The organism is Streptomyces sp. NPDC002403 (assembly GCF_053593015.1).
Genome location: NZ_JBSFBQ010000001.1, coordinates 439361 through 465405, shown reverse-complemented (window position 1 = coordinate 465405; position 26045 = coordinate 439361). Strand labels below are relative to the sequence as shown.

The window sequence follows — 26045 nt, the reverse complement described above, 5'->3', positions numbered from 1 at the left end:
CCCTCGACCCGACGCCTTCCGCATGCAGCCATCGCCCGCCCCGGCCCGCGGCCGGATTTCGGCGCCCGCTCCCCACCGTTCCTCACCCAGAAATCCCGGCGGCGCGGTGTGAAGCGTGTGACAGACGGGCAAGGCTTGACGGAATTGGCAGGTACATGTGGCGAATCAGTGAATACCTCGGGGGGATGGGGTGTTGGGAGACCGGTCCGGCGCATGGGGCTGGGGCAGCGGGCGATCGGCGCCGACTTCCCTCGTGGTTCCGAAAGGGTGCGCATGAAGCGTTTTCGGCTGCTCGTTCTCGGTAACGGCGTTTCCGCGTACGGCAGTTATCTGAACATGGTCGCGCTGAACGTCTTCGTCTACGACGTCACCGGGAGCGCCCTGGCCGCAGGGCTCTTCATGGCGGTACGGCTGGGGACGAGTGTGGGAGCGGGGTTCGTGAGCGGGCGCCTCGTCTCGGCGTACGACCGCAAACGTCTGATCGTCGGCGCCGATCTCTGTCAGGCGCTGGCACTCCTGGCGCTGCTCCTGGCCCCGGAGGCCGGCCGGGTCTCCTTGCTGTACTGCCTGGCCGTGGTCACCGGGGGCTGCTCGACGCTCTCGCAGGTGGCTCTGCGCAGCAGCATCCCGGAGATCGTGGGGGCCGAGCACCGGAGCCGCGCCAACGGGCAGTTGGTCACCGGCCGTTCCCTCGCCATGATCGCGGGCTTCGCCTCGGCGGGTGTGGTGGTGGCGCAGCTCGGGTACACGGCGGCGTTCGTCCTGGACGCGGTCACGTTCCTGTTCTCCGCGTCGGTCCTGCTGATGCTGCCGATCCGCACGAGGGCCCGGTCCGAGGGCTCCGGGGGTGCCGGGGACGGCACGCCGGACGCCGGGCGCCATTCGCTCCGGCTGCTGTGGGCCGGCGCGCCGGTGCTGATGGCGATGATCGCCGTGCGGGCGGTCGACGGGCTGGGGTCCTCCTCGCACAACGTCGCGCTGCCCGTCTACTCCAGCCTTCTGGACCCGGATCATCCGGCCACCTTCATCAGCCAGTTCTGGGCCACCTGGGCGGTCGGCACCATCATCGCCCAGCAGGTGCTGGCCCGGTACACCCGCCGGACCGGGCACACCCTGGGCGAGCGGGCCTTCGCGGTCGGCGCCTGCGTCATGTCGGGGGCGTTCATCGTCGTGTTCAGCGGGCTGCCCACCGTATGGACGCTCGCCACGGCACTCGTCGCCGGAGCGGCGGACGGAGTCACCGAAATCGTGTACGTGTCACGGCTCCAGACGGTCCCCGACGAGCAGCGCGGACGCCTCTTCGGGCTCTCCGCCTCGGCCGAGAACGCCGGGTTCGGGCTGGGGATGCTGGTCAGCGGATCGCTGCTGGAGTCCTTCTCCCCGTTCCAGGTGGTCGCCTCCCTGCACGGCCTCGCCATCGTGCTGTGCCTCGCCCTGCTGACGCTGCTCGTAATGCGCCGTTCCCCGGCCGGGCCCGACCGGGTGCGGCAGCCCGGCAGCGGCACCCTGCACGAAGGGAGCGGCCGATGAGCGGTGGCGGGCAGGACCCACGCATCGCCGTGGTCGGAATGGCCTTCCGGCTGCCGGGGGCCGACACACCGGAGGACCTCTGGCGCATCATCCGGAGCGGCGAGGACCGCTTCACCCGTTTCACGCAGGACGAACTGAAGGCCGCGGGCGTCCCCGAGGAGCTGTACGGGCGCGACGACTTCATCGGGGCCTCGGCCGTCCTGGACGACATCGCCGGGTTCGATGCCCGGCACTTCGGGATGAGCGCCCGCGAGGCCCGGCTGACCGACCCCCAGCACCGCCTGTTCCTGGAGTGCGCGCAGCACGCCCTGGAGAACGCCGGCTACCCGGACGAGCGGGACGGAAAGCGGATCGGGGTCTATGCCAGCACCGGCTACCACCTGTACAACATGCAGTCCTATCTGCTCAACAACGTCCTGCCGAACGAGGACATCGCCGACTGGCTGGCCGGGATGCAGGTCCTGGTGGGCAACTTCACCGACTTCAACGCGACCCGGGTCGCCTACCGGCTCGGTCTCACCGGCCCCGCCGTCAACGTACAGACGGCCTGCTCCAGTTCGCTGGTGGGGGTGCACCTGGCCGCCCAGTCGCTGCTGCTGGACGAATGCGACATCGCGCTGGTCGGCGCCGGCGCCATCCATGTCCCGCAGGTCCTCGGCTACCACTACGTCAAGGGCTCGATCCTCTCCAGGACCGGCCGGCTCCGGGCGTTCGACGCGGCCGCGAACGGGACCGTCGGAGGCACCGGTGTCGTGGCCGTCGTACTGAAGCGGCTGACCCGTGCGCTCGCGGACGGTGACACCGTGCACGGCGTCATCCGCGGCTGGGGCATCTGCAACGACGGCGCAGGCAAGAAGGCGTTCGCGGCACCCAGTGCGCGGGGCCAGCAGGAAGCCGTACGCCGGGCGCTGGACCACGCGGGCGTCGGCGCGGACACCATCGGGTATCTGGAGACCCACGGCACCGGCACCCTCAAGGGCGATCCCATCGAGCTGGAGGGTGCGGGCGCGGCGTACCGGCAGGACACGGACCGGACCGGCTACTGCGCTCTCGGAGCCGTCAAGGCCAACATCGGGCACCTCGACGTGGCGTCCGGACTCGCCGGTCTCGTCAAGGCGCTGCTGGTGCTCGGACACGGTGAGATCCCGCCGATCGCGGGCTTCAGCGATCCCAATCCGCTGCTCGGGCTGGAGGACAGCCCGTTCTACGCACCCCGCGCCCTCCAGCCGTGGCCCGAGAACGGCACCCCCCGGCGGGCGGGTGTCACCTCGCTCGGGATCGGCGGCACCAATGTCCATCTGGTCCTCGAGGAGGCCCCCGTACCCGGGCCGCGTTCCGCCACCGCGGCCCCGCCGGACGTGCTCCTGGTCTCCGCGACGAGCCGGGACGCCCTCGCCGACAACGTACGGTCCCTGCGCGACCGGCTCCGCGGGCGGACCGCCCCGACCTTGGCGGATCTCGTCACGACCGCCGCCCTCGGGCGCTCGCACGGCCGGCACCGGATCGCGGTCCGGGGCAGCACACCGTCCGCGCTGGCCGACGCGCTCGACGCCTGGCTGTCCGGCCCCGCACCGGTCGCGGCCGAAGCGGGCCCCGCGCCGTCGTCGGGGGACGCGCCCGCCCGGGTGGTCTTCCAGTTCACCGGCCAGGGTTCGCTGCTCCCCGGAGCGGCGGCGGCCCTGTACGAACGGTTTCCCGTGGTGCGCGAGGTCCTCGACGCCTGCGAGGTGTGGCACCGCGATCTCACCGGTGAACCGATGCTGACCGGGCTCCTCACCGAGGCGGCGGGCACACCGGGGGCCGTCTGGCCGACCGCGACCGCGCAGCCGGCCCTGTTCGCCCTGCAGTGCGCCCTGGTCCGGCTGTGGGAGGAGGCGGGCATCAGGCCGTGGGCCGTGACGGGCCACAGCGTCGGTGAGTACGCGGCGCTCTTCGCGGCCGGGGCGCTGTCGCTCGCGGACGGCCTGGAACTCAGCACGCATCGTGGCCGGTTGATGCAGGATCAGTGCGCGCCGGGTGCCATGGTGGCGGTGGCGCTGGAGCGGGAGGCCGCCGCGGAGCTGGCCGCCTCGCGGCCCGGCGTGGAGCTCGCCGTGACCAACGGGGAACGTTCCCAGGTGCTGGCAGGTCCCGTCGCGGACGTGGACCGGCTGTGCGCCGCGCTCGACGGCCGGGGCATCCCGTACGAACGCCTCGCGGTGGACCGGGCGTTCCACACCGCCGCCACGGAGCCGATGCTCGACGCGTTCGCGGCGGTGCTGGCGAAGACCCCCTTCACACCGGTACGGACCCGCTTCATCAGCTCTCTCGACGGCCGGACCCGCGAGCCCGGCTGGCTGCCGGACCCGGAGCATCTGATCCGCCACGCCCGCGAGCCGGTGCGCTACGACGCGGCGCTGCGTGCCGTCGCGGGTGAACGGCCCGACGTACTCCTGGAGATCGGGCCGCACACCACACTCAGCAGCCTGGCCCGCCGCTCCCCGTCCGCGGTGCGGGCGATCCCCTCCCTGCACCGGAAGACCGGACTCACGGCGCTCTTCGGCGCCGCGGCGGCTCTGCACTGCGCGGGCGCGGATGTCCGCTGGGAGACCTTCCTGGCCGGCACCGGAGGGCGGCGTGTCCCGCTGCCCGGCTACCGCTTCCAGCACCGACACCACTGGGTCGGGGCCCCGCCCGGACCCCGCGCACCCATTTCCCCGGCGAGAGAGGAACGCATCATGACGTCAGAAGCGATGGAGACCACGCGCCTCCTGGACAGCATCCTCGGGGTGCTCTCCAGAGCCTTCGGAGAGGACCTCACCTCCATCCCGGCCGACACCTCGTTCTTCGATCTCGGTGCGGACTCGCTCCTCATGATCAACGCACTCCGGGAGATCGAGCAGGAGCACCACGTCAAGGTCACGATGCGCGAGCTGTTCGACGAGACGGGAACGCCCCGGCTCCTCGCCGGACTCGTCGCCGCGCGGCTGGCCGGACGGCCCGGGACCGGCCCCCTGCCGGCCACCGCGCAGTCGCCCCTCCCACCCATATCGCAGCCGTACGCGGCGGAGCCCCTCACCGCCGGTCCGCTGCCCCCGCCCGCCCAGCAGCCGCCCGCCCCCGCTCCGCAGCCGTTCGCCCACCCGCCGATACCCGGGCAGCGCACCACACCGCCCTCCCCCGGCGTACCGCCGGTCCCGCCCGCCGTCGTGGACGCCGGTCCCGTCACCCGGCAGGAGCTGCTGGAACTGGCCGAACGGGTCCAGCAGTTGTCACGGATCCAGCTCCAGATGCTGACCCAGCTCTCCCAGATCTCCGAGCTGCTCGCGCTCCGGAGCAACGCGACGGCGACCCTGCCGAACGGCGAGGTGCTCCGGTGACCGAGCAGCAGAGCCTCACGGCCGCCCTGGACCGCGACCTGGCCGCCATGGCCGGACTCTCCCGGCGCATCACCGAACAGATCGACGCCGGACGGGCCATGACCGGGAGTGCACCACAGCCTCAGGCGCACGGGCCGCGCGTGGTGATCGCACCCGACGCCGGTATGGTCCGCGCCACCTCGCCCCGCACGCAGCAAGAGCATCTCGACGACCTCGTACGCCGGTACACGGCACGGACGGCGGCCTCCAGACAGCTCGCCCAGCGCCACCGTCGAAGACTCGCCGACAGCCGGGCGGTCGTCGGGTTCCGCAGGTCGACCAAGGAGATGCTCTATCCCGTGGCGGCCCGTCGCGCGGACGGCGCACGGATCGAGGACATCGACGGCAACAGCTACACCGACATCACCATGGGCTTCGGGGTGCTCCTCTTCGGCCACGAGCCCGGCTTCGTCCGGGACGCCGTGCGCGAGCACCTCTCCCGGGGCATCCGGCTCGGTCCCCGCAGTGTCGAGACGGGCGGGGCCGCCGAGCTGCTGTGCGAACTGACCGGGATGGAACGGGTGGCCTTCGCCAACTCCGGTACGGAGGCCAACGCGGCGGCGATCCGGCTCGCCCGTGCCGCCACCGGCCGCGACCGGATCGTCACCTTCCAGGGCTCCTACCACGGCCATGCCGACCAGGTGCTGGGCAGGCTGGCCGGACACGGTGCCCAGGAGGGGACCGTGCCCGTCTCCCGGGGCATCCCGCACAGTGCCGTCTCCGAGCTGACCGTCCTCGAATACGGCAGCGAGGAGGCCCTGCACGCGATCGAACGGGACGCGTCACGGATCGCGGCCGTCATCGTCGAACCGGTGCAGAGCAGACATCCCTCGCTCCAGCCCGTCGCGTTCGTCCGCAGGCTGCGCGAACTGACCGCCCGCCACGGCATCGTGCTGATGTTCGATGAGATGCTGACCGGATTCCGTCCCGCTCCCCGTGGCGCCCAGGAGCTCTACGGAGTCACCCCGGATCTCGCCACCTACGGCAAGCTCCTCGGCGGCGGATTCCCCATCGGCGCGGTCGCCGGCCGCTCCGACATCATGGACGGGATCGACGGCGGCTACTGGAGTTACGGGGACGACAGCGGCCCGACCGCCGACACCACCTTCTTCGGCGGGACCTACCTCCAGCACCCCGTGTCGATGACCGCGGCGCACGCCGTACTCACCCATCTGAAGGAGCACAGTCCGCGCCTCCAGGAACGGCTCAACGCCCGGACGACCGAACTGGCCACCGGGCTCAACGACTTCTTCGAGGCCGAGGAATTCCCTCTGCGGATGGGCTGGTTCGGCTCCCAGTTCCGCTTCGAGCACCGCGCCGACATGGAGCTCCTCTACTACCACCTGATGCTGCGGGGCGTGCATGTGTGGGAGTGGCGCAACTTCTTCCTCTCCACGGCTCACACCGACGGCGACATCGAGCACGTGGCCGACGCCGTGCGGGGGTCGCTGAGGGACCTGCGGGAGGCCGGTTTCTTCCGCACCGGCACAACCCCGTCCCGGCGGCCCGCCGGGCGTCCCGTTCCCGTGGCCGAACCCGTGGCCGACGCACCTCCCGTTCCCGTGGCAGCCCCGGCCCCCGTTCCCGTGGCCGCCCCGGACCCCGCGGCGCCCACGACACCGCGCCGCGCGGACTTCAGCCTCTACTTCTTCGGCGACTACCCGGACGACGGACCCGGCCCGAAGGAGGGCCGCTACGAACTGCTCATGGAGGCGGCCCGGTTCGCCGACCGCCACGGGTTCGAGGCGCTGTGGATGCCCGAACGGCACTTCAACTCGTTCGGCGGCCTCTTCCCGAACCCCGCCGTCCTGGCCGCGGCGCTGTCCCGGGAGACCCGGCGCATCCGCCTCAACGCCGGCTCGGTCGTGCTCCCGCTGCACGACCCGATCCGGGTGGCCGAGGAGTGGTCCATGGCGGACAACCTCTCCGGCGGACGCATCGGCCTCGGTGTCGCGAGCGGGTGGAACGCCAACGACTTCGTCTTCTTCCCCGAGCGCTTCGGGCCGCACAAGCAGGAGATGTACGACCGGCTGGAACAGGTACGGAGCCTCTGGCGGGGCGAGCCCCTGCGCCGCACCACGGGGGACGGCGAACGGGAGATCCGGCTCTTCCCGCGCCCCGTACAGACGATGCCGCCGCTCTACACGGCGGTGGTCGGCAACCCGGAGTCGTACGAACGCGCCGCCGCGCACGACCTGGGCATCGTGACCAACCTGATGACCCAGGACGTCGACCAGCTCCGGGAGAACATCGCCCGCTACCGCCGGGCCCGTGCGCTCCACGGCCTCGACCCGGACGCCGGACGGGTCGCCGTCCTGCTGCACACCTACCTCGCCGAGGACCACGACACCGCCCGGTCCGAGGCCTTCGCGCCGATGGCCCGCTACATGCAGGCCTCGCTGTCCCTGTTCAGCGGCGTCACCAACAGCCTCGGGGTCACCACCGACCTGAGATCGCTCAGCGAGGACGACCTGGACGTGGTCTTCCGGCGCGCCTACGGCCGCTACTGCGACCAACGGGCCCTGATCGGCGACATCGACACCGTCCTGCCGGTGGTCGAGGCGGTGACCGACGCGGGCGCGGACGAGATCGTCGCGCTGGTCGACTTCGGCGTCTCCGCGGACCGGCTGCGCGCCGGTCTCCCCCGGCTGGACGCCCTCCGCCGCCGCCACCGGGAGCGGCGGGCACCCGACCGGGGTGCGCCCCTCTCCCCGGGCCAGGAGCGGATCTGGTTCCTGGAGCGCCTGCTCCCGGGGCGCACCGCCTACAACGAGGTGAAGGCGATCCGTCTGCGCGGTGCGCTCGACACCGAGGCGCTGCACACCGCGCTGCGTCAGCTCGTCGCCCGCCACGAAGGGCTGCGCACCGTCTTCCGGCAGGCCGGCGATTCGGCGGTCCAGCTGGTGCGGGAATCCGCCGAGCCCGACTTCGGAGTGGTGGACGGCACCCTCCGGGCCGAGGCCGCCGTGCGGGAGGCACTGGCGACGGAGAGCGCCCGCCGCTTCGATCTGGAGAACGGCCCGCTGTTCGTCAGCAGGCTCGTGCGGACCGGGGCCGACGAGCACGTACTGGTCCTGTCCTTCCACCACATCGTGGTCGACGCGGCCTCGGCGACCGTCCTGTGCCGGGACCTCGCCGCCTTCTACCGGGCGGAACTCGACGGTACGGAGGCCGGTCTGCCCGCACTCACCTGGAACTACGCCCAGCACGCACGGGAGCAGCGCGCGGCGGCGGACGGCCCCGGCACCGCGCAGGACCTGGACCACTGGCTGCGCGTGCTCGGCGGTGAGCTGCCGGTCCTCGAACTGCCCACCGACCGTCCCCGCCCGGCGGAGATGACCTCCGAGGGCCGCGCCGTCTTCCGCGCCCTCGACCCCGGCCTGTCCGAACAGGTCAGGCAGCTGGGCCGCGACCGCCACGCCACCCTGTTCATGACCCTGGTGGCCGGCTGGGCGGCGATGCTGCGACGGGTCACGGGGCAGGAGGACGTCGTCATCGGCATCCCGGTCTCGGACCGGCCGCAGCGGGCCGAGGAGCTGGTCGGTTTCTTCGTCAACACCCTCGCGCTGCGGGTCGACCTCACCGGCGATCCCGGATTCGCGACGCTGCTGGACCGGGTGCGTGCCGTCGCGCTCGACGCCTACGACCACGCGGGGACGCCGTTCGAGGAGGTGGTGCGCGCGCTCGCTCCGCCACGCCGGACGGACCGCACGCCGGTGTTCCAGGTGTGCGCCGAGTTCCAGTCGGCGGAGCCGTTCCGCCTCGACCTCCCCGGCATAGAGGCGGTCGCCCTGGACGCGGGCCCCGACAAGGCGCTGACCGATCTGACGGTCTACTTCACCGACCGGCCGGAGGGCGTTCGCTGTCATCTGGAGTACAACGCGGACCTGTTCGAGCCGAGCACCGTCGACCGGTTCTTCACGGTCTTCCGCGACCTCCTGGCCGCCGCCGTCGACAAGCCGGGCACACCGCTGTCCCTGCTCGCGCGTGCGGCGGTCGAGGGCGACGAGGTGCCGGAGAGCTGGGAACACGGCCCGGTCCGGCCGGTCGCGGACACCACCGTGCACGACTGGATCGCCCGGCATGCGGCGGAGCACCCCGCGCGGACCGCGGTGGTGGGCGAGGACGCCGTGCTGACCTACCGGGAGCTGGACGAACGCGCCGGCCGGCTCGCCGCCGTGCTCGCGGAACACCGGGCGGACGGTGACCGGGAGTCCCTGGTGGCGGTGTGGCTGCCGCGCTCCGCGGAGTTCGTCGTGGCGCTGCTCGCCGTACTGCGGGCCGGTTGCGCGTATGTGCCGCTCGACCCGTCGCTCGGTGCCGTCCGCGCCACGCAGGTGATCGCCGAGAGCGGCGCCCGCACGGTGATCAGTGGGGCCGGCGGAGCGGAGGACCTGCGGCTGCCCGGACCGGTGACCGTCATCGCACCGGACGCCGCTCCGGAGGGAGGTCCCGGGCCGGGTACCCGGCCGACGACCGGCACCGGGGGCTCATCCCCCTTCTCCGTCATCTACACCTCGGGCAGCACCGGCACACCCAAGGGCGTCGTGCTCACCCACCGCGGTGTCGTGGATCTCTGCCGGTGGCACCACGAACGCTTCGCGTTCACCGACGACGACCGGAGTGCCGTCGTGTGCAGCCAGAGCTTCGACGCCTCCCTCATGGAGATCTGGCCGGCGCTGACAGCGGGCGGCACGGTCGTCGTGGCCGGTGAGCCGGTCCGCCGCGACCCGCTCGCCCTGGCCCGGTGGTACGCGGACCAGGACATCGCCTTCGGCTTCCTGCCGACGGCGATGGGCGAACAGGTGCTGCGCCTGCCGGTGGCCGATCAGCCCCCGCTGCGCCATCTGCTGCTGGGCGGCGAGGCGCTCCGGACCCGCCCCAGGCCCGAGGCGCCCTACGAGACGGTGAACATCTACGGCCCGACCGAGACGACCGTGCTGTGCGTCGCCGACACGGTCGCGCCCGGGGCCGAGGGGCCCGTCCCGGACGAGGGAGCGGACGTGATCGCGATCGGGCGTCCGGTCGACAACGTGACGGTGCGCGTGGTGGACGCGTCGGACAAGCCGGTGCCCATCGGTGCGGTGGGGGAGCTCCTCGTCGGCGGTCCGGGGGTGGCCGCGGGCTATCTGCACCGGCCGGACCTCACCGAGGAGAGGTTCGCGGTCACCCCGGAGGGCGGGGCGGAGAACCGCTGCTACCGCACGGGGGATCTGGTCCGCTGGACGGCGGACGGGCGGCTCGTGTTCGTGGGCCGCACCGACGACCAGGTGAAGATCCGCGGGTTCCGGGTCGAGCCGGAGGAGGTGGCGCGGGCGCTGGGCCGTCTCGACGGTGTCCGCCGGGCGGCCGTGGTCGGCCTGCGCCGTGCGAACGGCGAGGCGTTCCTGGCCGCCTATGTGGTGCCCGCCGAGCCGGGCTGCGACAGCGCGGCGGAGCAACGGTCCCGCACGGACCGGTGGGCCGAGGAGCTCCACCACCACCTGCCGGAGTACATGGTGCCGCGTGCCTGGCGGGTCCTCGGCGAACTGCCGCTGACCAGCAACGACAAGCTGGACCGGACCCAGCTCCCGCCAGTCGGTCCCTTCCTCCCACCGGCCGATCCCTTTCTCCCGGCGGACGGCCCCTCCCTCCCCGCGGACAGGGAGGGCGCCCGCCCGGCCGACGGCCCGTCGCCAGAGGCCGCACCCCGCACCGGGGCGGAGAGCGGACTCCGTGATCTCTGGGCGGCCGAGTTCGGCCTCGCCGCGTCCGGCATCGATCCCGATGTCTCCCTCTTCGACCTGGGCGGCCATTCCCTCACCGCGATGAGACTGGTCAACCGGATCAGGGAGGCGTGGGGCATCGAGTACCCCCTTTCGCGGCTCTACCAGGAACCCACACTGCGCGCGATGACGGAGTTCGTGCGCGGTGCCGGATCGAGAAGGGTCCTCCGCCGGGGCCCGGCCAGCCAGCAGCAGTCGCGCTTCGCCACCGTGCACGCCCGTCACGCCAAGCCGCAGGTCTTCAACGTCGCCCTGCGGATCACCTTCGCCGGCCCGCTGGACCCCGGATCGCTCCATACCGCACTCCAGCAACTGACGGACCGCCATGAGGCGCTGCGCACCCGACTGGTACGGGAGGGTCTCGACTCCTGGCAACAGGAGGTGCTCGAATCCCGCCCCCTGGACCTGCCCGTCGACGACCTCACCTCATGGCCGGAGCCGGAACGGCAGGCCGAGGTGGGACGGCTCGCCGAGCAGGCGGCGGAGACACCGCTCGACCTCTTCGAGGGGGACGTGCTCTCCACCCGTCTGCTGCGCACCGGCGCCGAGGAGTGGGTGCTGCTGTTCGTGCTGCACCACTGCACCTGCGACGGATGGGCCCTGACCACGCTGCTGAAGGAACTCGCCGCGCTCTACCGCGCGGCTGCCACCGGAACCGGACACGGTCTGTCGGCCTCGGCGCCGCAGCAGGTGGAGTACGCGCACTGGCAGGTCGCCCACGCGGCGGCGACCGGTGCCCGCCGCACGGACTACTGGGTGGAGGAACTCGCCGACGCCCCCTTCGCGGCGGATCTGCCACTGGACCGGCCGAGGCCCGACACCCTCAGCGGGCGGGGCGGGGTCATCGAATTCACCGTGCCCGCCGAGGTCCGGGCCGCTGTGGAACGGCTGGCCGTCCGGCGGGCGACCACGCCCTTCGTGGTGACCGCGGCGGCGCTCGGCCGGCTGCTGGCGGCGAAGGCGGAGCAGGAGGACGTGGTCATGAGCATCTCCTACGCGGGCCGGGAGAGCCGCGAGTTCGAGTCCCTGGTGGGCTGCACGGCCACCGGGTTCGCCCTGCGGGTCCGTGACGCGCGCTCCGGTTCCTTCGCGGAGCTGACGGACCGGGTCACCCGTACGACGGTCCTGGGCATGGAGCACGCCCTGTCGCCGCGCCAGGTGGCACCGGCGCTGCGGGAGCGCAGGGGCGTCGAGGTACCGGACGGACTGGCCATCGCTCTGGCCTACGAGAGTTCGCTGGACACCGGGATCGAACTGCCGGGGCTCACCACCACGGTGGCGGAGATCGCCCCGGCCGCGTCCCGGTCGGAGTTCATCATGGTGCTGACCCCGGCCGAGGGCGTTCTGCAGGGTGCCGTGGAGTACTCGGCCGACCTGTGGGACCGGGCGACGGTCGAGACATGGACACGGGAGTACGTACGGCTGCTGCGGGAGGAGGTCGGGGAGGCCCTCGCCGACGGGACGGGCTGACCCGAGGGGGACAGGGCGTGCGGACCCGGGGGAACCCCCGGCCCCGCACGCCCTACCCCCGCCCCCGCGCCCGTCGCGAGACCGCCGCGCGCAGCACCCTCTGCCCCTCCGCCGACGCGTCCAGCACCTGCCGCAGCCCGGCCCCCGCCGCGGCGGCGTCCGCCGTCTCCGCCAGCAGCTCCAGGATCCGGATCTGGCGGCGCAGCTCCCCGGCCGGCAGCGGAGCGGCCCCGTCCGGACCGGCCTCGCGGCAGCGGCGCGCCGTCTCCGCTCCGGCGTCCGACGCCGCTTCCGTCCCGAGGTGGACCTCCAGGGCCAGCAGCGAGCAGGCGTCGGCCCACTCCCGCAGCCCCGGCGCCGCCCGGCCGGCCGGTGCCTCGCCCAGCAGCTTCCGGATCCGCGGGGCCGCACCCTCCGCATCGGCCGCGGCGTCCAGCCCGGCGCGGACCTCCGCGAGGCGGTCGGGCCAGAGCGCCGGGTCCGCGCACGCCGCCCAGAGCGGACGGAGCGGATCCGGGTCCGCTCCGTCCGGGGGCTGCGGCAGACAGCGGTCGAGGCAGGCGACCGCACTCGCGGCGAGCCCGCGCTCGTCGGCGGAGGCGATCAGTTCCAGCAGGCTCATCGGCGTCTCCCGTCGGCACGTCCCCGTGTGCGCACATGGGGACGAGGCGCTTCCTGTTACCGCGTTCAGCGCCGGATGGCTCAAAACCGTCACTGCCGAGGGCCGAATTGCGTCGTTCAGTGGGCGCGGCCCCAGGAGGCGCGCTCCGCCAGACCCGGTGTGCTCGGCGGATACACGCCGAGGGCCGCCCGCTCCCCCTGCATCCGGGTCAGCCCGCGCACGAAGAGGATGGCGAGCACCGCGGCCGCGATGTCGACGGCGTCGGTCGCCACCAGCAGGAACGTGGTGTCCAGGATCTCCTGCGGCTGCTCGGCCGCCCAGTACCGCCGGGCCGTGTACTGGGCGATGATCTGCGAGCAGACCCAGGCGCCCCACCACAGGTTCATCACGGTGGCCGGGACCGTGCGCCGGCTGCCGTCGGTGCCGGTCCGGGCGCTCGCGGTCCAGATGCCGCTCGCGATCCGGCGCGGCAGCACCCAGTTGGCGATCGGGATGAACCAGGCGCCGACGGCCCAGCCGGGCCGCATCGGCTGCACGCCCGGGTCGAACACCTCGGCGTTGAGCCGTACCCGCCGGAACCAGATGATGAAGACGACCACGATGGCCAGGCCCACGAGGGTCTGCAACGAGCTCGCGGCCCCGTACAGATCGTCCGCGAGGGTCGCCGCCTCCTCGTCGTACGTCACGAAGTCGTTCGCCGCCCCGGCCGCGAGCACACGGTGGGTGTTCAGCCCCGCCGCCACGGCGAGCAGGTCCGCCACGATCATGACCGCCAGCAGCACGACGACCGCCTTCGCGAGCCCTTCGGGCGAACGCGGGTACTGCTGCGGCGCGAAGAAGGCCGGGGCGGGCGGCATCGGGGCGGGCGCCGGACCGGCCGGACCGGCGCAGAGCAGGCAGCGTCCGTCGTCGGTGACCGGCGGTCCGAGACGGCAGGTGGAGCAGAGCATGAAGCGGAACCCCCCGAGGTCCTGAGCGCGGACGCGAGAACGCGCACCTCTCCCCGGTTGTGCGCGGCATGCGGAACCTAGCTCCCGCCCACCCCGCTGTCCACGCCGATTCCGCTCAGCCCGTCCCGTCGATCCGCGCGGCCAGTGCCCGGAACCGGTCCCAGCTCAGCGCCGGCTTCCCCGGGACCCACAGCTTCTGGGCGGTCGCCCGCAGCGGCATCCGGATGCCCTGCGCCACCTGCGCCGGCGTCTGCGCCTGCGGGAGATCACCCCAGACCGCGAACCGGCCGCCGAGGATCTGGCCGGAGTAGCGCGCCGGGACGGGCTGGGTGCCGCGCAGGACGAGCGGGGTCCACTGCTCGTAGATCCGCTCGCCCGTCGGGTAGACGAAGTTGTTGGGCTGGCCGAGCACGTAATAGAGGAACTCGTCGTTGAGGTTCACCACGCGCCGCCCCTCGCGCAGATACTCCTCCGGCTGCCGGGCGCCGTACTCCTTCCCCGTCCAGTACTCGACCTCGATGTCCTTGTCGGCGTGGACGATCCCGTCACGGAAGAAGCCGTCGTTCCAGGCCTTGGGCCGTTTGCCGTGCGGGCGCACCACCGCCGCGCGGTCGTTGAGCCAGCCGGTCGCCAGGTCCTTGATGCCGGCCTGGGCCCCGTACTTCCGCTGGGCGGCGCGCTGGAGCTGCGGGTAGGAGGCGGCCGGGTCCCGTGCCATCAGCGCGAGGTACTCGTCGCCGCCCAGATGCCAGTACGCGCCGCCGAACAGCTCGGTGTACTCGCCGAGGAGTTCGTCGACGAGCTTCGCCGAGCCCGGGTTGGAGATGTCGAGCGACCCGGGCGAGCGGGTTCCGGACACATTGCGCAGCTGGAGGTCGGGGTGGGCCCTCAGCACCGCGCCGAGATGGCCCGGCGAGTCGATCTCCGGGACCACCTCGATGTGCAGCCGGGACGCGAGGCCGAGGATCCGCCGGACCTCCGCCTTGCTCAGGTGCTCCGGCGACACCACCTCGGGGTGGGTGTCGGACTCGATGCGGAAGGCCTGGTCGTCGGAGAAGTGCAGGCCGAGCTGATTGAGCTTGAGGTCGGCCATCTCGCGCAGCCGGTCCTCGATCCAGGCGGCGGTGTAGTACTTGCGCGCGATGTCGAGGTTGAGGCCGCGCTGAGGCCGGTCGGGGCGGTCGCGCACCTCGCCCTCCGGCATCGCGCCGTCGGCGCGGACCGACTGCTTGAGGGTGCGGGTCCCGTAGAAGACCCCGGCCTGGTCGGGTCCGCTGATCCTGACCCGTCCGTCGTGGACGGCGAGGGTGTACGACTCGGGGGCACCCCCGCCCGGGGCGAGGGCCAGCTCCACGTCGCCCGCGCGGGCGGGGACCTCGCCCCGGTACTGGATCTTCAGCTCCTTGGCCAGCAGCTGTCCCTCGTCCGCGAGCGTGCCGCTGCCGCCGGCGACGACCACCCCGCCGCCCGGGCCGGGGCGCCAGCCGGGGCCGCGGGCCGCGATGTGCTCCCGTACGGCGGGGATGGTGCGCGGGGCGGTGGAGAGCGGGTAGCTGCGGGTGGGTGAAGGGGCGGGCGCGGGGGTGCGGGCGGTCGCCCCGTCCCCGGCGAGTCCGCTGTCGGAGCCTTCCGGCCAGACGACGACGGCGATCGTCGCGGCGGCCGCCGCGGTGAGGACCGCACCGGCCGCGAGAGCGCCACGTGAGGGCGACATGGTTCAGAAACCTCCGTCGTTTACGAAAAACAAGGCTAAACCAGGCAGACCCGATCAAAATCGAGCGGACAGCTGGATGTTCTCCTTGGATTACGGTTCAGCGGGCGTTCCGAAACTCTCCCGTCCGGGTGAAGTTCGCGCATTTGTCGGACGTCCGTTGCCCCGCCTCGCTAGCTTTGAGGCACATTCGTCTCTCCCTGCACCCTGCATCTGCCTGGTCCCATCCGTCCCTGCCCGCTCCAGGGCGACAGATGCCGTTGATCCGAGGAGCCCACGCTGTCCAGGTCCAGCGAGTCCCCCACAGGCCTCCCGGAGCAGCTGCGGCAACCGGCCACCCGGACGGCCGTACCCGTCCAGAGTTCCGGATCCGCGCACGCCCAGGGCCTCTGCCTCTTCAACACCGTGCCCTCCGCCGAGGTGGAGGCCGCCCTGCTGGAGTGCTGCGGCAGCCGCCGCTGGGCGCAGCGGCTGACCGCCCACCGCCCCTATCCCGACCTGGACGCACTGCTGGCCGCGGCCGACGAGGCGGGCTACGACCTGGCCCCGGCGGATCTCGCCGAGGCGCTCGCCGTCGAGGTCCCGCCCGGTCTGCACCACGCCGCGCCGCACTCCGCCCATCTCGCGCTGCGGGCCGCGCACGCCGCGTACGAGTCCCGCTTCGGCCATGTCTTCGTGATGTGCGTGGACGGGCTGGAGCCGGCCGAACAGCCCGACCAGGTGCTCGCCGGGATCCGGGCCAGACTGGGCCACGAACCCGACCAGGAGCGGGTGGTCTCCGCGGACGAGATGCGCCGACTCGCCCGGGGCCGCATCATCGAGCTGGTATCGGGTTCATAACGGAACGGGCTCGGTGGCGAGGGCCAGGGCCTGTCCGGAAGGTCATGGACAGGTCCCGACGGACCTTTCTAGCCCGTCCGTGCCTGTTTGATTGCCACTTTGATCACACCGCGGGCCCCCGCGCGAACGAACCGACAAACCGTCGCTACGATGGCCGGGGCCGGTGGACCGTACCCGGCCGGGTCAGACCGACAGTCAAGCCGGCCGACCCCAATCCCCGCTCCCGGAGGGTTCTTCCGTGCCGGCTGGAACGCTGTACCGCGGCCGGGAAGGCATGTGGTCCTGGGTGGCTCATCGAGTCACCGGTGTCCTCATTTTCTTCTTCCTGTTCGTACACGTCCTGGACACCGCTCTCGTCCGCGTCTCCCCGGAGGCCTACGACGACGTCGTGGCCACCTACAAGACGCCGATCGTCGCGCTCCTCGAATACGGCCTGGTGGCCGCGATTCTCTTCCACGCGCTGAACGGTCTCCGGATCGTCGCCGTGGACTTCTGGGCCAAGGGCCCGCGCTACCAGAAGCAGATGCTCTGGTCGGTCGTGGGCATCTGGGTCGTGCTGATGGTCGGGGCGCTGTACCCGGTCCTCGGCCACGCCGTACGCGAAGTATTCGGGAGCTGAGGCCAATGTCCACCGAGTCCTCCGCCGCGATCGGCGCCGTCGAGGGGGTCGGCCTGTACGACGTCGACAACCCGGCCCCGGTCATCGAGCCGCCGCGCAAGCGGACCGGCAAGACCCCCAAGGGTTCGCGCACCAACTTCGAGATGTACGCCTGGCTCTTCATGCGCCTGTCGGGCATCGTCCTGGTCGTCCTCGTCATCGGCCACCTGCTGATCCAGCTGGTGCTGGACGGCGGCGTCTCCAAGATCGGCTTCGCCTTCGTGGCGGGCCGCTGGGCCTCGCCGTTCTGGCAGCTCTGGGACCTCGGGATGCTGTGGCTGGCCATGCTGCACGGCGCCAATGGTCTCCGTACGGTCATCAACGACTACGCCGAACGGGAGAACACCCGTTTCTGGCTGAAGATGCTCCTGTACACCGCCACGGTGTTCACCGTCCTGCTGGGCACGCTGGTGATCTTCACCTTCGACCCGAACATCCGCTAGGCGCCGGGCCAGAGGGACCAGAGGAAATCATGCAGATCCACAAGTACGACACCGTCATCGTCGGCGCCGGCGGCGCCGGTATGCGCGCGGCCATCGAGTCCACCAAGCGCAGCCGCACCGCCGTGCTCACGAAGCTGTACCCGACCCGCTCCCACACGGGCGCCGCGCAGGGCGGCATGGCCGCCGCGCTCGCCAACGTGGAGGAGGACAACTGGGAGTGGCACACCTTCGACACCGTCAAGGGCGGCGACTACCTGGTCGACCAGGACGCCGCCGAGATCCTGGCGAAGGAGGCCATCGACGCCGTCCTCGACCTGGAGAAGATGGGCCTCCCGTTCAACCGCACGCCCGAGGGCCGCATCGACCAGCGCCGCTTCGGCGGTCACACCCGCAGCCACGGCGAGGCCCCGGTCCGCCGGTCCTGCTACGCCTCGGACCGCACCGGCCACATGATCCTCCAGACGCTGTACCAGAACTGCGTCAAGGAGGGTGTGGAGTTCTTCAACGAGTTCTACGTCCTGGACCTGCTGCTCCAGGACGTGGACGGGGTCAAGAAGTCCGCCGGCGTCGTCGCGTACGAGCTGGCGACCGGTGAGATCCACGTCTTCCAGGCGAAGTCGGTCATCTTCGCCTCCGGCGGCACCGGCAAGTTCTTCAAGGTGACGTCCAACGCGCACACCCTGACCGGTGACGGCCAGGCCGCGGCCTGGCGCCGGGGCCTGCCGCTGGAGGACATGGAGTTCTTCCAGTTCCACCCGACGGGCATCTGGCGCATGGGCATCCTGCTGACGGAGGGCGCCCGCGGTGAGGGCGGCATCCTCCGCAACAAGGACGGCGAGCGCTTCATGGAGAAGTACGCGCCGGTCATGAAGGACCTCGCGTCCCGTGACGTCGTGTCCCGCTCCATCTACACGGAGATCCGTGAGGGCCGCGGCTGCGGTCCCGAGGGCGACCACGTCTACCTCGACCTCACGCACCTGCCGCCGGAGCAGCTGGACGCCAAGCTCCCGGACATCACCGAGTTCGCGCGCACGTACCTCGGCATCGAGCCCTACACGGACCCGATCCCGATCCAGCCGACCGCGCACTACGCCATGGGCGGCATCCCGACCAACGTCGAGGGCGAGGTGCTGGCCGACAACACCACCGTCGTCCCGGGCCTGTACGCCGCCGGCGAGGTCGCCTGTGTCTCGGTGCACGGCGCCAACCGCCTCGGCACCAACTCGCTGCTCGACATCAACGTCTTCGGACGCCGCTCGGGCATCGGCGCCGCCGAGTACGCCGCGAAGAACGACTTCGTCGAGCTTCCCGAGAACCCGGCGCAGATGGTCGAGGAGCAGATCGAGCGGCTGCGCAACTCGACGGGCACCGAGCGGGTCTCGGTGATCCGCACGGAGCTCCAGGAGTGCATGGACGCCAATGTGATGGTGTTCCGCACCGAGCAGACCATCAAGACGGCCGTCGACAAGATCGCCGAGCTGCGCAGGCGCTACCTCGACGTGTCCATCCAGGACAAGGGCAAGCGGTTCAACACGGACCTCCTGGAGGCCGTCGAGCTGGGCAACCTGCTCGACCTGGCCGAGGTCATGGCGACCTCCGCGCTGGCCCGCAAGGAGTCCCGCGGCGGTCACTACCGCGAGGACTACCCGAACCGCGACGACGTCAACTTCATGCGCCACACCATGGCGTACCGCGAGGTCTCGGCCGACGGCACCGAGTCGATCCGGCTCGACTACAAGCCGGTCGTCCAGACCCGCTACCAGCCGATGGAGCGTAAGTACTGATGGCAACCCCGATTCTGGACAAGGTCGAGGCGGAGTCCGCCGCTTCCCCGTACATCACGGTCACCCTCCGGATCCGCCGCTTCAACCCGGAGGTCTCCGACGAGGTCCAGTGGCAGGACTTCCAGATCTCGATCGACCCGAAGGAGCGTGTGCTCGACGCCCTTCACAAGATCAAGTGGGAGACGGACGGCACCCTGACCTTCCGCCGCTCCTGCGCGCACGGCATCTGCGGCTCCGACGCGATGCGGATCAACGGCAAGAACAGGCTCGCCTGCAAGACGCTGATCAAGGACATCAATCCGGAGAAGCCGATCACGGTCGAGGCCATCAAGGGCCTCACGGTCCTCAAGGACCTCGTGGTCGACATGGACCCGTTCTTCCAGGCGTACCGCGACGTCATGCCCTTCCTCATCACCAAGGGGAACGAGCCGACCCGTGAGCGCCTGCAGTCCGCCGAGGACCGCGAGCGCTTCGACGACACCACCAAGTGCATCCTCTGCGCCGCGTGCACGTCCTCGTGCCCGGTGTTCTGGAACGACGGCCAGTACTTCGGCCCGGCGGCGATCGTCAACGCGCACCGCTTCATCTTCGACTCGCGCGACGAGGGCGGCGAGCAGCGCCTGGAGATCCTCAACGACCGTGACGGGGTGTGGCGTTGCCGCACCACCTTCAACTGCACGGACGCCTGCCCGCGTGGCATCGAGGTCACCAAGGCGATCCAGGAGGTCAAGCGGGCGCTGATCACGCGCCGCTTCTGACCGCCGCACCACGGCAGCCGCATCCGGCCCCGTTCTCCGCAGGAACTCTGCGGGGAACGGGGCCTCTTGCTGCGCCGTCCGGGCCTTGACGGTACGGTCGTGCGGAACCGGGCACCGGTTCGCCGCCGGCGCAGCAGGGCCCGGGGCGCACAGGCTTGATCGAGAGCGGGGAACGTTGAGCGATCCGAATCCGTACGCGGACGACTCATACAAGTGGGGGCCGTCTCCCCAGCAGCCGGGCAATCCGCCCACCGTCGCGGACGGCCAGGAACAGCCCGCTCCGGGCGCCCCGGCCTACGGCTACCCGCAGCCGCTGCCCGAGTCCGCGGCCCAGCCCGGCCCCGCCTACGGCTATCCGCAGGGCACCGCGGCCCAGCCGACCATGCCCGGTCACGGCTTCCCGCAGCAGCCGGGCGCCCCGATGGGCGCCGGGATGCCGGTCCTGACCTTCGGTGACATCGCCGTGATGCAGGACCAGATCATGACCCCGGCCGGTCCGATGCCGCTCAAGGGCTCGGTGTGGACGGCCACGGACCTGACCCGCACCGAGGAGAAGATCCCGACGGTGGGGATCGTGCTCGCGATCGTCTTCGCGGTGTTCTGCCTGGTCGGGCTGCTGTTCCTGCTGATGAAGGAGAAGCAGACGACCGGCTTCGTCCAGGTCTCGGTGACCAGCGGCGGGCGGCACCACTCGACGATGATCCCGGCGGTCGGCCCCGACACCTTCCCCATGGTGATGGCCCAGCTCAACACGGCCCGTGCGATGAGCGTCTGACGGTTGTCCACGATGGTCCGGGGCGCACCCGGCGGTCCGCGCCCCGGCCGGCCGCACACCTGAATCACCGGCCTGAATCACCGGCCGGACAGGCCCTGGTCCCAGGCGGCGCCGCCCCGGTCCTCCGCGACCACCATGATGCGCCGCAGCATGTCGTTGAGGAGTGTGCGTTCGTCCTTGCCGAGGACGCCGAGCAGCCGGTACTCCTCGTGACCGAGGACGTCCATCGCGCCCAGCCAGGTCGAGCGGCCCTCGTCGGTGAGCTCCACGTCGACCCGGCGGCGGTCGGTGACGGAGGGCGTACGGCGGACGAAGCCGCGCCGTTCGAGCGCGTCCAGCCGGCCGGTGACGGAGGCGGGCGCGAGGTCGAGGTCGGCGGCGAGTTCGGAGGGGGCCGCCTTCCCGCCGCGCCCGGCCAGCTTGTGGAGCGTGTCGAACTCCTGGCGGTCCAGGTCGAAGTCGACCAGGGACTGTTCGCGTACCCGGCGCAGATGGACGGAGAGCTTCTTCATGCGGGTCACCGCGCCCTCGATCTCGGGATCGAGGCCGGGAAGCACGGGCTTCCAGCGCTCCACATGTCCGTCGGTCCAGTCGCGTCGTTCCATGGGGAGAGCGTACGCCCGCACCCCAACTACCTTTCGGAACAAGATATTTCGTTGACGAATAGTTCGGTATCGAAATAGATTCTCGCGCATGCCGCACCCCTTGCGCACGCGCGCCTTCCGCCTGCTCTTCATCGGCCGCACCCTCTCGCTCCTCGGCGACGCCGTCATCCCCACCGCCCTCTCCCTGGCCGTCTACCTGGCCACCGGCTCGACCGGGGCGCTCGCCCTCGTCCTGGGCTGCGCGATGGTCCCCAAGCTGCTCCTGCTGCCACTGGGCGGCGTCGTGGGCGACCGCTTCAACGCCCGTACGGTCGCGCTCACCACGGACCTCGTACGGTGCGCGACCCAGCTCTTCGTCGGCGCGGAGCTGCTCGGCGGCTCCCCCGCGCTCTGGCAGATCGCTCTCGCCGAGGCGATCGGCGGCGCCGCCGGGGCCTTCGCGATGCCGACCGCGTCGCCGCTGATCCGCGGCACCGTCGGGGAATCCGGGCTGCTGCGCGCCAATTCGCTGATGGCGGTCGTCAACAGCTCCACCCGGCTCGGCGGACCGGCCCTCGCCGGGGTGCTGATCCTCACCGCGGGTCCGGGCTGGGCCTTCGTGCTGGACGGCGTCACCTTCGCGGTGAGCGCGGCACTGCTGTCCGCCGTCGAGGTCCGGCACGTACCCATCCCCAGGCGCTCGCTGCTCACCGACCTCAAGGAGGGCTGGAGCGAGGTCCGCGACCGCGACTGGTACTGGACGAGCCTGATCGCGCACGCCGCCTGGAACGGCGCGGCGGCCGTCCTGATGACGGTCGGCCCGGCACTCTTCGTCCGGGAGCTGGGCGGCAAGGGCGTCTGGGTCGCCCTCCTCCAGACCGGCGCGGTCGGCCTGCTCCTCGGCTCCCTGCTGGCCGGCCGGGCCCGCCCCCGCCGTCCGGTCCTGGTGGCCAACCTGGGCCTCGCCACGTACGCCCTGCCGCTCGGCCTGCTGGCCGCCCACGCGCCCGTCGCGCTCACCATCGCCGCGTACGGCGTCGCCCAGGCCGGTCTCGGCTTCCTCGGCCCGGTCTGGGAGACCTCGGTCCAGTCCGCCGTACCGGCGCACGCGCTGGCACGGGTGACCTCGTACGACTGGCTGCTCTCCCTCGGCGCGATGCCGCTCGGCTACGCCCTGGCCCCGCTCGCGGCCTCGGCCTGGGGCGCCGAAGCACCCCTGACCGTCGCCGCGGTGGCGGTCGGCGCGGCCTGCCTGGGGACGGCGGCGGTGCCGGGCGTACGGCGCCTCGGAGCGCCCGGAAAACAGGTGGAGCACGCCACCCCGACCCCGGCTTGAACATGTTCAAAAGCAGGTCTACAGTCCATGACAACGGCTTTTGAACGCGTTCAAGGGAGGGTGGGGCATGGACCTCACTGTTGTCGCGTACGTCATCTACCTGCTGATCAGCGTGGCGTTGACCATCTGGGTCGCGCGCACGCTCAGCCGCAACGGCAGGGTGTTCCTCGCCGATGTGCTGCACGGGAACGAGAAGCTCGCCGATGCCGTCAACCATCTGCTGGTGGTCGGCTTCTACCTGGTCAACCTCGGCTTCGTCACCCTCTATCTGAGGAGCTCCGACGGCGTCACCGACGCCCGCGGGCTCTTCGAGGCGCTGTCGGTGAAGCTCGGCGTCGTCCTGCTCGTCCTCGGCGTGATGCACCTCGGCAATGTCTATGTGCTCAACAGGATCCGCCGCCGCGGCCTGATGGAGCGTGAGCAGATCCCGCCGGTGGCCCCGCAGGGCTGGACGGGACCGGGCAACGGTCCGTGGGCGGCGCCCGCCCCGAAGGCCTGAACGCCATGACGGACGGACCGGGCGGGCGGCCGCTCCCCGTCGGGCGCCTCACGGTGCTGTACGACGCGCGGTGCCCGCTCTGCCGGCACCTGCGGCAGTGGCTGATGAAGCAGCGTCAGCTCGTCCCGCTCGACCTCGTCCCGGCGGCCTCCGAGGAGGCGCGCCGCCGCTTCCCCGGGCTCGACCACGCCGGGACGCTGGAGGAGATCACGGTGATCGGCGACCGGGGGCAGATCTACCGCTCGACCTCCGCGTGGATCGTCTGCCTCTGGGCACTGGCCGAGCACCGCCCCAGGGCGCACTGGCTGACCACCCCGGCGGGCCGCCCGTTCGCCCGGGCCACCGTGCTCGCCGCCGCGAAGTACCGGTCCCTGACCGCTCCACCGTGCGGCGAGGGGGACGGGGGCGGTGCCTGTACGGTCCCCGGATCCGGAGGCTGACCGCGGCGGATACCCTCGGGGCTGTGGTGAAGGAAGCGAAGGACGTGAAGGAAGTCAAGGCTCCCAAGAGCGAGCAGACCCGCACACTCATCCTCGAAACGGCGCTCCGGCTCTTCCAGGAACGCGGCTACGACAAGACGACGATGCGGGCCATCGCCCAGGAGGCCGGCGTCTCCGTGGGGAACGCCTACTACTACTTCACGAACAAGGAACACCTCGTCCAGGGCTTCTACGACCGGCTCGCCGCCGAGCACGCGGCGGCGGTGCAGCCGGTCCTGGACGGCGACAGGGACCTCGCGGTGCGCATGCGCGGGGTCCTGCTCACCTGGCTGGACGTGGCGGAGCCGTACCACCGCTTCGCCGCCCAGTTCTTCAAGAACGCCGCCGACCCGGAGAGCCCGCTCAGCCCGTTCTCGGCGGAGTCGGTCGCGGCCCGCGAGGCGGCGATCTCCATCCACCGGCGGTGCCTGGCCGGATCCGACACCAAGACCGACCCCGAACTGGCCGAACTTCTGCCGCAGTTGATGTGGCTGATGCAGATGGGGCTGGTGCTGTACTGGGTGTACGACCGGACGGAGCACACCGAGCGCAGCCGCCGCCTGGTCGAGCGCTCCGCCCCGATCGGCGCCCGCGCCATCGCGCTCTCCCGGTTCCGGCTGCTGCGGCCGCTGGTGCGGCAGATCCACGACGTACTGGAGGAGTTCCTGCCCGGCGCCGCGAAGTCCGGGGGCCGGGGGCGCTCCGGCGCATCGGACAGGCCTTAGGAAAGCGGCGGGGCGGCCGTCCGGCAGTGCCGGTACGACCGCCCCGTGTCCGGTCCGGCGGACCGTCAGGACCTCGGATCCGTCCGGCCCGCCAGGTCCGTCCGGTCCGTCCGGTCCGTCAGATCCGCTTCAGTTCCCAGAGCCGCCAGAGGCCGGTGCCGTCCGAGAGGTACTGCGAACCGGAGACGTCCGTCGTGCTGACGACGTAGTCCTTCTTCTGCCACAGCGGGACCAGCGGCACGTCCTCGCCGACCTGCGCCTGGAGCTCCTTGAAGTCGGCCGCGGTGCGCCCGCGGTCGCTGTACTGCAGCGTGGAGCTGATCAGGCTGTCCACCTTCTTGCTGGAGTAGCCGTTGTGGAGGCTGTTGTCGCGGCCGACCAGCGGCTGGCTGAAGGTGTCGGAGTCCGGGTAGTCGGGGAGCCAGCCGACCGTGTACGCGTCGTACTTGCCGGCCGCGTAATCCTTCTGGAACTGCTGCCAGTCGACAGCGTGGACCGTGACCTTGAACAGCCCGTCGGCCTCCAGCTGACGGCGGAGCTCCGCGGTCTCCTTCGTGTACGCCTCGTCGCCGCCGCGGTAGCCGAAGCTGATCTTCACCGGCGTCTGCACGCCGGCGTCCCTCAGCAGCTGCTTGGCGCGTGCCGGGTCGGGCGAGGGGTAGGCGTCGAAGAACGGGGTGCTGTGCCCGATGTAGCCCTGCGGGATCAGCGAGTACAGCGGCTCGACGGTGCCCTTGTAGATACCGGTCACCAGCGGCCCGCGGTCGATGATCGAGGCGATGGCCTGCCGGACCTTCTTGTCGGCCAGCGGGGAGCTCGGGCGGACGTTGAAGACGAGGTTGCGGATCTCGGCGCTGTCCGCCTCGGTGACGCGCAGATCGGGGTCACCGGGGTTCAGCTCGGCGAGCGTGGCCGGCGGCAGTTCGCGGTGCGTGACGTCGAGCTGCTTGGCCTTCCATGCGGCCAGGAGCCCGTCCGACTTGTCGTAGTAGTGCACGGTGACCGGGACACCGGTCCTGCTCAGCGCGCCCTTGTAGAGGGGGTTGGGGACCAGCTCGGCGATCTCGCCCGCCCGGTACGACTTCAGGAGGTACGGACCCGAGCCGTCGATGGTGTTGCCCTTGCGGAGCTTGTCCGCCGGGTACGACTCGCGGTCGACGATCGAACCGGCTCCGGTGGCGAGCTTCTGCGGGAAGGTCGCGTCGCGCGAGGAGAGGTTGAAGGTGATGGTGCGGCCGTCGGCCACCACGTTCTTGAGACTCGGGAAGAGCACCCAGGGACCGACGTCCGTCTTGATCTTGATCATGCGCTCGATGGAGTACTTGACGTCCTCGGCCGTGATCTTGCGGCCGTTGGAGAACGTCAGGTCGTCGCGGAGCCTGCACTGGTACGTCTGGAGCTTCTGGCCGATGAACCCGCAGCTCTCGGCGGCGTCGGGCTCGGGCACGACCGCCCCGGACTTGAACGTCATCAGGGACTGGTAGATGTTGCTGTACATCGCCCAGGAGCCCGCGTCGTACGCACCGGCCGGGTCGAGCGAGGTGACCTCGTCCGTCGTGCCGACCGCGATGGGGTCGTCCTTCACCTCGTCCGAGGGGAGCAGCTGCCAGGCGACAACGCCTGCGATGACCAAAACCGCGAGAATCGCGAGAATCCGTAGCCGGACCGACCGCATTGACGTGCTCTCCCTTACCAGCCCCACCTCGGCGTCGTGCTCA

18 protein-coding genes are annotated in these 26045 nt (G+C 71.4%); 13 read left to right on the top strand and 5 right to left on the bottom strand.

From position 1 onward, the window contains the following. Nucleotides 1-273: 273 nt before the first annotated feature. From ACWCPY_RS02170 to ACWCPY_RS02160, 3 genes are read left to right on the top strand one after another with little or no spacing between them, the layout of a single operon-like run. Complete coding sequence (locus ACWCPY_RS02170; RefSeq protein WP_451262356.1) at nt 274-1530, top strand: MFS transporter; 1257 nt, start codon at nt 274-276, stop codon at nt 1528-1530. Next, nucleotides 1527-4889 (top strand): type I polyketide synthase, encoded by a 3363-nt coding sequence (locus ACWCPY_RS02165; RefSeq protein WP_451262355.1) that lies wholly within the window; start codon nt 1527-1529, stop codon nt 4887-4889. The genes ACWCPY_RS02170 and ACWCPY_RS02165 overlap by 4 nt, the downstream gene beginning before the upstream one ends. Next, nucleotides 4886-12163 (top strand): MupA/Atu3671 family FMN-dependent luciferase-like monooxygenase, encoded by a 7278-nt coding sequence (locus tag ACWCPY_RS02160; protein WP_451262354.1) that lies wholly within the window; start codon nt 4886-4888, stop codon nt 12161-12163. The genes ACWCPY_RS02165 and ACWCPY_RS02160 overlap by 4 nt, the downstream gene beginning before the upstream one ends. A gap of 52 nt (nt 12164-12215) precedes the next feature. Here the strand turns inward: ACWCPY_RS02160 and ACWCPY_RS02155 are convergent, their stop codons facing one another. From ACWCPY_RS02155 to ACWCPY_RS02145, 3 genes are all read right to left on the bottom strand, one after another. Beyond that, nucleotides 12216-12785: a hypothetical protein gene (locus ACWCPY_RS02155; protein ID WP_451262353.1), complete on the bottom strand. Its 570-nt coding sequence runs from the start codon at nt 12783-12785 to the stop codon at nt 12216-12218. Between the two features lie 116 nt (nt 12786-12901). After that, nucleotides 12902-13735 carry a DUF4328 domain-containing protein gene (locus ACWCPY_RS02150; protein ID WP_451262351.1) on the bottom strand — a complete coding sequence of 278 codons (834 nt, stop codon included), beginning with the start codon at nt 13733-13735 and terminating at the stop codon, nt 12902-12904. Nucleotides 13736-13850: 115 nt separating this feature from the next. Then, entirely contained in the window at nt 13851-15449 is a 1599-nt protein-coding gene (locus tag ACWCPY_RS02145; protein WP_451262350.1) for a beta-N-acetylhexosaminidase, read from the bottom strand. A gap of 318 nt (nt 15450-15767) precedes the next feature. Here ACWCPY_RS02145 and ACWCPY_RS02140 point away from each other — a divergent pair, with 318 nt between their 5' ends. The 6 genes from ACWCPY_RS02140 (at nt 15768) to ACWCPY_RS02115 (ending at nt 20704) form a co-directional block, all read left to right on the top strand. Continuing rightward, nucleotides 15768-16286, top strand: coding sequence for a 2-oxo-4-hydroxy-4-carboxy-5-ureidoimidazoline decarboxylase (locus ACWCPY_RS02140; RefSeq protein WP_451262414.1), 519 nt, complete (start codon nt 15768-15770; stop codon nt 16284-16286). Between the two features lie 238 nt (nt 16287-16524). Then, nucleotides 16525-16905 (top strand): succinate dehydrogenase, cytochrome b556 subunit, encoded by a 381-nt coding sequence (sdhC, locus tag ACWCPY_RS02135; protein WP_072486591.1) that lies wholly within the window; start codon nt 16525-16527, stop codon nt 16903-16905. A gap of 5 nt (nt 16906-16910) precedes the next feature. Continuing rightward, nucleotides 16911-17387 carry a succinate dehydrogenase hydrophobic membrane anchor subunit gene (locus tag ACWCPY_RS02130; protein ID WP_451262349.1) on the top strand — a complete coding sequence of 159 codons (477 nt, stop codon included), beginning with the start codon at nt 16911-16913 and terminating at the stop codon, nt 17385-17387. 29 nt (nt 17388-17416) lie between these two features. Then, complete coding sequence (gene sdhA, locus ACWCPY_RS02125; protein WP_329818764.1) at nt 17417-19171, top strand: succinate dehydrogenase flavoprotein subunit; 1755 nt, start codon at nt 17417-17419, stop codon at nt 19169-19171. Then, nucleotides 19171-19929 (top strand): succinate dehydrogenase iron-sulfur subunit, encoded by a 759-nt coding sequence (locus tag ACWCPY_RS02120; protein ID WP_329818763.1) that lies wholly within the window; start codon nt 19171-19173, stop codon nt 19927-19929. Before sdhA ends, ACWCPY_RS02120 begins: the two co-directional genes overlap by 1 nt. A gap of 175 nt (nt 19930-20104) precedes the next feature. Next, nucleotides 20105-20704 (top strand): hypothetical protein, encoded by a 600-nt coding sequence (locus ACWCPY_RS02115; protein ID WP_451262348.1) that lies wholly within the window; start codon nt 20105-20107, stop codon nt 20702-20704. 77 nt (nt 20705-20781) lie between these two features. Here the strand turns inward: ACWCPY_RS02115 and ACWCPY_RS02110 are convergent, their stop codons facing one another. Continuing rightward, entirely contained in the window at nt 20782-21309 is a 528-nt protein-coding gene (locus tag ACWCPY_RS02110) for a MarR family winged helix-turn-helix transcriptional regulator (RefSeq protein ID WP_451262347.1), read from the bottom strand. 88 nt (nt 21310-21397) lie between these two features. On the opposite strand from ACWCPY_RS02110, the gene ACWCPY_RS02105 reads away from it, so the two are divergent. The 4 genes from ACWCPY_RS02105 (at nt 21398) to ACWCPY_RS02090 (ending at nt 24327) form a co-directional block, all read left to right on the top strand. Beyond that, nucleotides 21398-22624: an MFS transporter gene (locus ACWCPY_RS02105; protein ID WP_451262346.1), complete on the top strand. Its 1227-nt coding sequence runs from the start codon at nt 21398-21400 to the stop codon at nt 22622-22624. 67 nt (nt 22625-22691) lie between these two features. After that, nucleotides 22692-23123, top strand: coding sequence for a hypothetical protein (locus ACWCPY_RS02100; RefSeq protein WP_451262345.1), 432 nt, complete (start codon nt 22692-22694; stop codon nt 23121-23123). Nucleotides 23124-23128: 5 nt separating this feature from the next. Beyond that, nucleotides 23129-23563, top strand: coding sequence for a thiol-disulfide oxidoreductase DCC family protein (locus ACWCPY_RS02095; RefSeq protein WP_451262344.1), 435 nt, complete (start codon nt 23129-23131; stop codon nt 23561-23563). A 23-nt stretch (nt 23564-23586) separates the two neighbouring features. Further along, nucleotides 23587-24327: a TetR family transcriptional regulator gene (locus ACWCPY_RS02090; protein WP_451262343.1), complete on the top strand. Its 741-nt coding sequence runs from the start codon at nt 23587-23589 to the stop codon at nt 24325-24327. Between the two features lie 118 nt (nt 24328-24445). On the opposite strand, the gene ACWCPY_RS02085 is transcribed toward ACWCPY_RS02090, so the two are convergent. Beyond that, a complete protein-coding gene (locus tag ACWCPY_RS02085; protein WP_451262413.1) occupies nt 24446-26002 on the bottom strand; it encodes an ABC transporter substrate-binding protein in 1557 nt (518 codons plus the stop codon). Nucleotides 26003-26045: the final 43 nt, after the last annotated feature.

Coding starts and splice junctions, on each gene's coding strand:
- ACWCPY_RS02170 (WP_451262356.1), top strand. CDS start 274: ATGAAGCGTTTTCGGCTGCTCGTTCTCGGTAACGGCGTTTCCGCGTAC.
- ACWCPY_RS02165 (WP_451262355.1), top strand. CDS start 1,527: ATGAGCGGTGGCGGGCAGGACCCACGCATCGCCGTGGTCGGAATGGCC.
- ACWCPY_RS02155 (WP_451262353.1), bottom strand. CDS start 12,785: ATGAGCCTGCTGGAACTGATCGCCTCCGCCGACGAGCGCGGGCTCGCC.
- ACWCPY_RS02150 (WP_451262351.1), bottom strand. CDS start 13,735: ATGCTCTGCTCCACCTGCCGTCTCGGACCGCCGGTCACCGACGACGGA.
- ACWCPY_RS02145 (WP_451262350.1), bottom strand. CDS start 15,449: ATGTCGCCCTCACGTGGCGCTCTCGCGGCCGGTGCGGTCCTCACCGCG.
- ACWCPY_RS02130 (WP_451262349.1), top strand. CDS start 16,911: ATGTCCACCGAGTCCTCCGCCGCGATCGGCGCCGTCGAGGGGGTCGGC.
- sdhA (WP_329818764.1), top strand. CDS start 17,417: ATGCAGATCCACAAGTACGACACCGTCATCGTCGGCGCCGGCGGCGCC.
- ACWCPY_RS02120 (WP_329818763.1), top strand. CDS start 19,171: ATGGCAACCCCGATTCTGGACAAGGTCGAGGCGGAGTCCGCCGCTTCC.
- ACWCPY_RS02110 (WP_451262347.1), bottom strand. CDS start 21,309: ATGGAACGACGCGACTGGACCGACGGACATGTGGAGCGCTGGAAGCCC.
- ACWCPY_RS02105 (WP_451262346.1), top strand. CDS start 21,398: ATGCCGCACCCCTTGCGCACGCGCGCCTTCCGCCTGCTCTTCATCGGC.
- ACWCPY_RS02100 (WP_451262345.1), top strand. CDS start 22,692: ATGGACCTCACTGTTGTCGCGTACGTCATCTACCTGCTGATCAGCGTG.
- ACWCPY_RS02095 (WP_451262344.1), top strand. CDS start 23,129: ATGACGGACGGACCGGGCGGGCGGCCGCTCCCCGTCGGGCGCCTCACG.
- ACWCPY_RS02085 (WP_451262413.1), bottom strand. CDS start 26,002: ATGCGGTCGGTCCGGCTACGGATTCTCGCGATTCTCGCGGTTTTGGTC.